Here is a 6,773-nt window from a genome sequence, read left to right on the forward strand (position 1 = left end):
TCGTGACGGCGGGGACGATCGCCCAACAGTTCACGGACTTGCTCCAACGCGGCGAGGTCGAGCTGTCGTCCCTTCGGAAAACCGCGCGCACGCTTACGAGATCCGACATTTCTTGCGGGCCGATCAGGCCCACCGTTCAACGGTGCTTCCTGCGCCACTCTACCAATCTTCCTATCAGATCAAACTGAGGCCCAGCGGAAAATTTGAAGACTTATAATCTTGTGATACCAGCCACTGATGTAGGTGAGCAAGTGAACTAGGGACAACGTGCCTGGGTTGGCACCAAAGCGGTATACTTTTGTGGACTGAACGATCGGAATAACTGAATGACCGATCGGAAATCCTGATCAAAGGACACCACTGGGTTTCGTTCAAATGACCGACTTTATCGACGCCTTTCGCACAGCCCTCGGTCTTATCGTTACGCTCGACCCGGACCTGGTCGAAATCCTCGTTCTTTCTCTGAAAGTCAGCGTGACGGCGGTGGCGATCGCCAGCCTGCTCGGCTTTGCTATTGGCGGAGCGCTGGCCGTGTACCGCTTCCCGGGGAGGGGCGCCGTATCCGCAATTCTCAGCGCTTTAATGGGTCTTCCGCCGGTCGTGGCGGGCCTCATTGTGTACCTCCTGCTTTCGAACGTTGGGCCTCTTGGAGTCCTTCAGCTCCTCTACACGCCCACGGCCATGATTATCGCCCAGGTCATCCTCGTGACCCCCATCATAGGCGCACTGACACGGCAGGCCTGTGAGGACCTCCTGGAAGAATATGACGAGCAACTGCGCTCGTTGGGCGCGTCGTCCGGTGCCATTGTCGTAACGTTGCTTTGGGACGGCCGCTATCGCCTGATCACGGCCGTGCTGGCCGGGTTTGGTCGAGCCATTGCAGAAGTCGGCGCGGTCATGATCGTCGGTGGCAATATCGATCACGTTACACGTACGATGACGACGGCCATCGCCTTGGAAACTTCAAAGGGGAACATCGCACTTGCGCTCGCTTTGGGAATTCTTCTCCTGGCCATCGCCTTTGCCGTCAACGCCTCTTTGATCTGGGTGCAGCGTCTTGCCAGTCGTCTCGCCTATGCTTGATCCGACCACTCCACTCCCACGCCTCGGCGATCGTCTCGCGACTCCGCCTCTGCCAGTCGAAGTCCGCGGCCTCGTGTACGAGACCGGCGGAAAGCGCGTAATCGATGGCCTCGATATGACCATCGACAGTGGCCACATGACCGCGATCATGGGCCCCAACGGCGCGGGAAAAAGCGTTCTGCTGAGACTGCTGCACGGGCTCATCGCCCCGACGGAAGGCGAGATTCTCTGGGCGGGTCGGACACTGGACCGCCAGCTGGCCCGCCGGCAGGCCATGGTCTTCCAGCGGCCCGTTCTGCTTCGCCGCTCAGTTGCCGCCAATGTCTCCCACGCCTTGGGTTTGCGCGGGATCGTGCGGCCTGAGCGCGCCATACGTGTTGACGAGACCCTGAAGCTTGCGGGGCTTGAAGCCTATGCTTCCACACCGGCACGCGTGCTGTCGGGCGGCGAGCAGCAGCGGCTCTGCCTCGCCAGGGCCCTCAGCTTGGAGCCGGATGTCTTATTTCTCGACGAGCCGACCTCTAGCCTCGACCCCACTTCGACACTCGCGATCGAGCGCCTGCTGCTTGGCGCTCAGCGCCGCGGAATCAAGGTTATTCTAGTGACGCATGACATCGGCCAGGCACGGCGTCTCGCGCGTGACGTTGTCTTCGTGCACCACGGCCGCGTTATCGAGCATCAAGATAGCGAAGGCTTCTTTGAACAACCCAAAAGCGACGGGGCGCGCGCGTTTCTAAACGGTGGCATCGTCCTCTGAGCTTGAGAAAGGCTTGGCCGTGATTGCCTTCTTGCATAGACGCACAATTCTCCCGCTCCTCGCCACACTATTGCTCGCTCCGGTCGCTGCCGTGGGCTTCGCCGCGCAGGACGACTTTATTGTCGTGCAGTCGACGACCTCCACGCAGAACTCCGGACTGTTCGATCATATTTTGCCGAAGTTCACGGAGAAGACCGGTATTGAGGTGCGCGTGGTCGCCGTTGGTACCGGCCAGGCGCTGAAAAACGCGCGGAACGGCGATGGCGACGTGGTGCTCGTACACTCCAAGCCCGACGAGGAAAAGTTCGTGGCTGAGGGTTGGGGGGTGAAACGGCATGACGTCATGTACAACGACTTTATCGTCGTCGGTCCTGCCTCGGATCCCGCCGGGATTGCAGGCCTGAAAGACGCGGACCATGCCCTCAAGAAGATCGCAGAGGCCGAAGCTCCGTTTGCGTCGCGCGGTGACGACTCGGGGACGCATAAGGCTGAGCTCAGTCTATGGAAGCAGGCGGGGGTCGATCCGACCAAAGCGAGCGGCGACTGGTACCTTGAAACCGGCTCCGGAATGGGCGCGACTCTGAACACCGCCGTCGGCAAGCATGCCTACACATTCACGGACCGGGGGACCTGGCTGAGCTTCGGCAACAAGAGCGATTTCGAGGTCCTGGTCGAGGGCGATCCCACCCTTTTCAACCAGTACGGTGTGACCTTAGTCAGTCCGGAAAAGCATCCTCGTGTGAAAGCCAAACAAGGACAAGCGTTCGTTGATTGGCTTACAAGCGCGGAAGGGCAGAAGGCCATCGCGAGTTACAAGATCGACGGGAAGCAGCTCTTTTTTCCCAATGCGCGTCCGGGAACGTAGGGCGAGTAGCGAGTTTCATCCAATCCGCGTGGCACCGACGCGAGAATGAAATAGCGTCATCCTCTCACTTTGAAGAGCAAATTTGCGCATCAGCCTGACCGTTCGCGCGTCTCCAAAAATTCGATGGCGGGCCATTTATCCTTGGTATGGCTCAATTCCCAAGCGTTCCGCGCGAGAAACACCGGCTCACCGTCTCGGTCTCTCGCGATCGAGTGTCGCTCGCGTTCGATGAACAGCTTGAAAGCTGATTCGTCCTTGCTTCTGACCCAGCGGGCCGTCGCATACGGCGCTGGCTCAAGACCGACCCGGATACCGTACTCGGATTGCATGCGATCGGAGAGCACGTCCAGTTGCAGTTGGCCCACCGCGCCGATAATCGCTCCGCTGCCGGAGACCAGATCGAAAACCTGAGTCACGCCTTCTTCCGCGAAGTCGTTGAGGGCCCGCTTCAATTGCTTGCCGCGGATGGGATCGTCGAGCCGTATCCGGCGAAGCACCTCAGGGGCAAAATTCGGAAGACCTGTAAAGCGCACATCATCGCCTTCACAGAGGGCATCGCCGACGCGCAACGTCCCATGATTGGGTATGCCGATAATGTCGCCGGGATAGGCCTCCTCTGCCAGGTCACGCTCCCGGGCGAAAAAGAAAATTGGATTGTTTACGGCGAGCGCACGACCGCTTCTAACGTGCTTAAGCCTCATGCCCCGGCGAAAGCGGCCGGAACACAGGCGGACGAACGCCACTCGGTCCCTGTGATTTGCATCCATGTTCGCCTGCACCTTGAACACAAATCCCGTAACTCTGTTCTCTTCTGGCCGGATGGGGCGCGGCTCTGCCGGCTGTGGCTGCGGTGCGGGCGCGTATTCGGCGAGAACCTCCAGAAGCCGGGGCAGGGGAAAGTCCTTGAGGGCGCTTCCGAACAGCACCGGAGTCATGTGGCCTTGAAGGAAAGATTTCGGATCGAACGGGAGATAGACGCTGGAAGCAAGCTCCGCGGATTCGCGAAAGGCGCTCGCCACGTCAGGCGGCACAATCCGATCCAGCTCGGGATCGTGAATGCCGGTAAGCGCCAAATCGAGGTCGTACGCGCCGCCGCGTCCGGCAGACGAGGTGTAAAATTTGGACTGACGCAGGTCGAAGCAGCCGTGAAAATTGACTCCGCTGCCGACCGGCCAGGTGATCGGCGAGACATCGAGTGCCAAGGTGCTTTCGATCTCGTCGAGGAGTTCCAGCGGATCGCGGCCCTCCCGGTCCATCTTGTTGATGAACGTGATGATGGGGATGTCCCTGAGGCGGCAGACTTCGAATAGCTTGCGTGTCTGGCTCTCGATGCCCTTGGCGGCGTCGATAACCATGATCGCCGAGTCCACCGCGCTCAGTGTTCTATAGGTGTCCTCGCTAAAGTCATGGTGGCCGGGCGTGTCGAGCAGATTGAACGTCAGTCCGGCGTGCTCGAAGGTCATGACGGAACTCGAGACCGAGATGCCTCGGGCCCTCTCCATAGCCAACCAGTCGGATTGCGTCCGCCGCTGTTCGCCGCGCGACTTAATATGACCTGCCATTCGGATAGCGCCGGCGAAGTAGAGAAGCTTCTCCGTCAGGGTGGTCTTGCCGGCGTCCGGATGCGAAATGATCGCAAAGGTCCGACGATCCGCGCCTGCTTCTGAACTGGTAGTGTTGATTGTCATCATGATAGCGCTGTTTGGGTCGAATCCGACCTTTGGAAGGCTCGCCCGAACTGCTGCCGCATCAATTCGGCATCCACGGGATCGTCAAATAGGAAAGAGAGACCGTTCTCGGCCGTCAACGCGGCGGAGCGCTCAGGGGAAATACCGAACGTCTCAAGCAGCGGCATGAACTTAATTGCGGCGTGCGGCTTTGTGTAGTCCTTTCTCGATAAGGAATGAGCCCTTCAGAACGCGATGCTATAGGCCGGCGACCGCCTGAATGTCGCCGCTGTTGACGATTGTGACGGGGCTGTTGGAACCAGTGGTCCTCACATCTATGCCGGACACGTAGCCGGCTTTAGAATTCAGCGCCGTGCTCGATAGCCAAAACGTGATGACGCCGCTCCGTAGCCACGCGGTAGGCGGGGGTGGTACGGTTCCCCTCCCCAATCAAGAGGGCACCATGGCCCTGTCTGAAGCGCATCGCGACTCCGAGACCGCCAGGCCGCTGGTCTACCGGCAGTCGATCTGGACGCGGGCGACCCATTGGATCTGGGCCATATCCCTGTTCTTTCTCTTGTTGTCGGGGCTCCAAATCTTCAACGCTCATTCCACGCTTTATATCGGCAAGCAGAGCGGCTTCGGCTTCGACAATTCCGTTCTGGCTATGGGAACGGTCAGGACGCCCCAAGGGCTTGAGGGCCGGACCACGATTTTCGGCCGGCAGTTCGACACCACGGGCGTATTTGGCCTCAGCGGCACGCGCGAGAATCCGCAAGCGCGCGGATTTCCCGCCGCCATGACCATCCCCTCCTATCGCGACCTGGCGACGGGCCGTGTGGTCCACTTTTTCTTTGCCTGGGTGCTGGTCGCCACGCTTTTCGTCTGGCTCGTCGCCAGCCTCGTGAACGGTCATATCCGCCGGGATCTCAGGCCGACGAGCAGGGACCTTGCTCAGCTTCCGCGTGACGTCGCCGATCACGCGCGCTTCCGCTTTCGCCACACGGGCCGATACAACGTCCTGCAGAAATTGACCTATTGCATCGTGTTCTTTGTGCTCTTCCCGGTCATCGTCTTGACCGGCCTCACGATGAGTCCGGGCATGGACGCCGCGTGGCCCTGGCTTCTGGATATCTTCGGAGGCCGGCAGACGGCGCGCACCATTCACTTCGTCACGATGACGCTGCTCGTCCTGTTCTTCCTCGTGCACATCGTGATGGTGTTCGCGGCCGGCCCCATCAACGAGCTTCGCTCCATGATCACGGGCTGGTATCGCACCGACCCCGAGACCACGGGGGACTCCGCGTCATGAGCAAGACGATCCTCACGCGCAGGACGTTTATCGGTGCCGGCGCCGCCGGTGCGTCGTCCTTGGTGCTTGGCGGCTGCGACGCGTTCAATTTTCTGGGCGATCGCGGCGGCAGTGTCCGCGAAATCCTCGAGAAGGCAAACGACGTGACGTATTACGTTCAGCGCTTCTTGATCGGCGATGCGCTGGCGCGCGAATACGCGGAAAGCGAGATCCGCCAAGGCCAAAGGCCCAACGGATCGACCGATCCGCAATCTGCGGAGTACCTGGCTCTAAAGGCGAACGATTTCGCCGACTATCGCCTTTCCGTGACCGGTCTCGTGGAAACGCCCAAGAGCTATTCCCTGGCCGAGCTGCGCAACATGCCGTCGCGCACGCAGATCACGCGGCATGATTGCGTCGAGGGCTGGAGCTGCATCGCGAAATGGACGGGCACGCCGCTGTCTGTGGTGCTCGACGAGGTGAAGCTGAAGCCCGACGCGCGCTACATCGTGTTCCATTGCTACGACAACATGGGCAGCGGAGCATCCGGACCGAATTTCTATTATGAAAGCTGCGATCTCGTGGATGCGCGGCATCCCCAGACGATCCTCGCTTACGGTCTCAATAACCAGACGCTCCCTGTCCCCAACGGCGCGCCGATGCGCGTGAGGATCGAGCGGCAGCTCGGCTACAAGCAGCCCAAATACGTCCACACCATCGAGGCTGTGAGCAGCTTTGCCCAGATCGCCCGGGGGAAGGGCGGCTATTGGGAAGACCGCGGCTACGAGTGGTACGCGGGGATTTGACCCGACCGCATAGACCTGCGGCAAACTCGGTGGCGAGGAAACCAAACACAGGGTCTTCTGTCTGACTTCCTCACACCAATTCAACTTCGCTTCGGCTGGAGCCTACTCGCTGTAATCCTCGCTCCCGTCGCTGTAGTCTTCGCTACCGTCGCTGTGGTCGCACCAACCTACTCGATGACGTGCACCTCACCGCGACCGGAAACGAAGCGGCCGCCGAGGTGATTGTGTCGAACCTGTTACGCTGGGGCACACTGCCGGGAGGTGCGGCTCGCACGCAGCCGGACGCTGTCGCGCGGGCGGCGAG

General features: G+C 60.3%; 6 protein-coding genes. 5 read left to right on the forward strand and 1 reads right to left on the reverse strand.

All coding sequences use genetic code 11. The annotated features are described in order from the left end of the window. Positions 1-375: 375 nt before the first annotated feature. From ACSLE4_RS00315 to ACSLE4_RS00325, 3 genes are all read left to right on the forward strand, one after another. Positions 376-1,083: an ABC transporter permease gene (locus ACSLE4_RS00315; RefSeq protein ID WP_435902498.1), complete on the forward strand. Its 708-nt coding sequence runs from the start codon at positions 376-378 to the stop codon at positions 1,081-1,083. A 115-nt stretch (positions 1,084-1,198) separates the two neighbouring features. Continuing rightward, a complete protein-coding gene (locus ACSLE4_RS00320; RefSeq protein ID WP_435902499.1) occupies positions 1,199-1,840 on the forward strand; it encodes an ABC transporter ATP-binding protein in 642 nt (213 codons plus the stop codon). A gap of 13 nt (positions 1,841-1,853) precedes the next feature. Further along, the gene (locus ACSLE4_RS00325) at positions 1,854-2,705 is read left to right on the forward strand and encodes an extracellular solute-binding protein (protein ID WP_435902500.1); all 852 of its coding nucleotides are present in this window, start codon (positions 1,854-1,856) and stop codon (positions 2,703-2,705) included. An 89-nt stretch (positions 2,706-2,794) separates the two neighbouring features. On the opposite strand, the gene ACSLE4_RS00330 is transcribed toward ACSLE4_RS00325, so the two are convergent. After that, a complete protein-coding gene (locus ACSLE4_RS00330) occupies positions 2,795-4,396 on the reverse strand; it encodes a peptide chain release factor 3 (RefSeq protein WP_435902501.1) in 1,602 nt (533 codons plus the stop codon). 439 nt (positions 4,397-4,835) lie between these two features. On the opposite strand from ACSLE4_RS00330, the gene ACSLE4_RS00335 reads away from it, so the two are divergent. Continuing rightward, complete coding sequence (locus tag ACSLE4_RS00335) at positions 4,836-5,684, forward strand: cytochrome b/b6 domain-containing protein (protein ID WP_435902502.1); 849 nt, start codon at positions 4,836-4,838, stop codon at positions 5,682-5,684. After that, positions 5,681-6,469 (forward strand): molybdopterin-binding protein, encoded by a 789-nt coding sequence (locus ACSLE4_RS00340; protein WP_435902503.1) that lies wholly within the window; start codon positions 5,681-5,683, stop codon positions 6,467-6,469. The genes ACSLE4_RS00335 and ACSLE4_RS00340 overlap by 4 nt, the downstream gene beginning before the upstream one ends. Positions 6,470-6,773 lie beyond the last annotated feature (304 nt).

It is taken from the genome of Methyloceanibacter sp., from assembly GCF_051306395.1.
In the GTDB taxonomy this organism is placed as follows: Bacteria; Pseudomonadota; Alphaproteobacteria; order Rhizobiales; family Methyloligellaceae; genus Methyloceanibacter.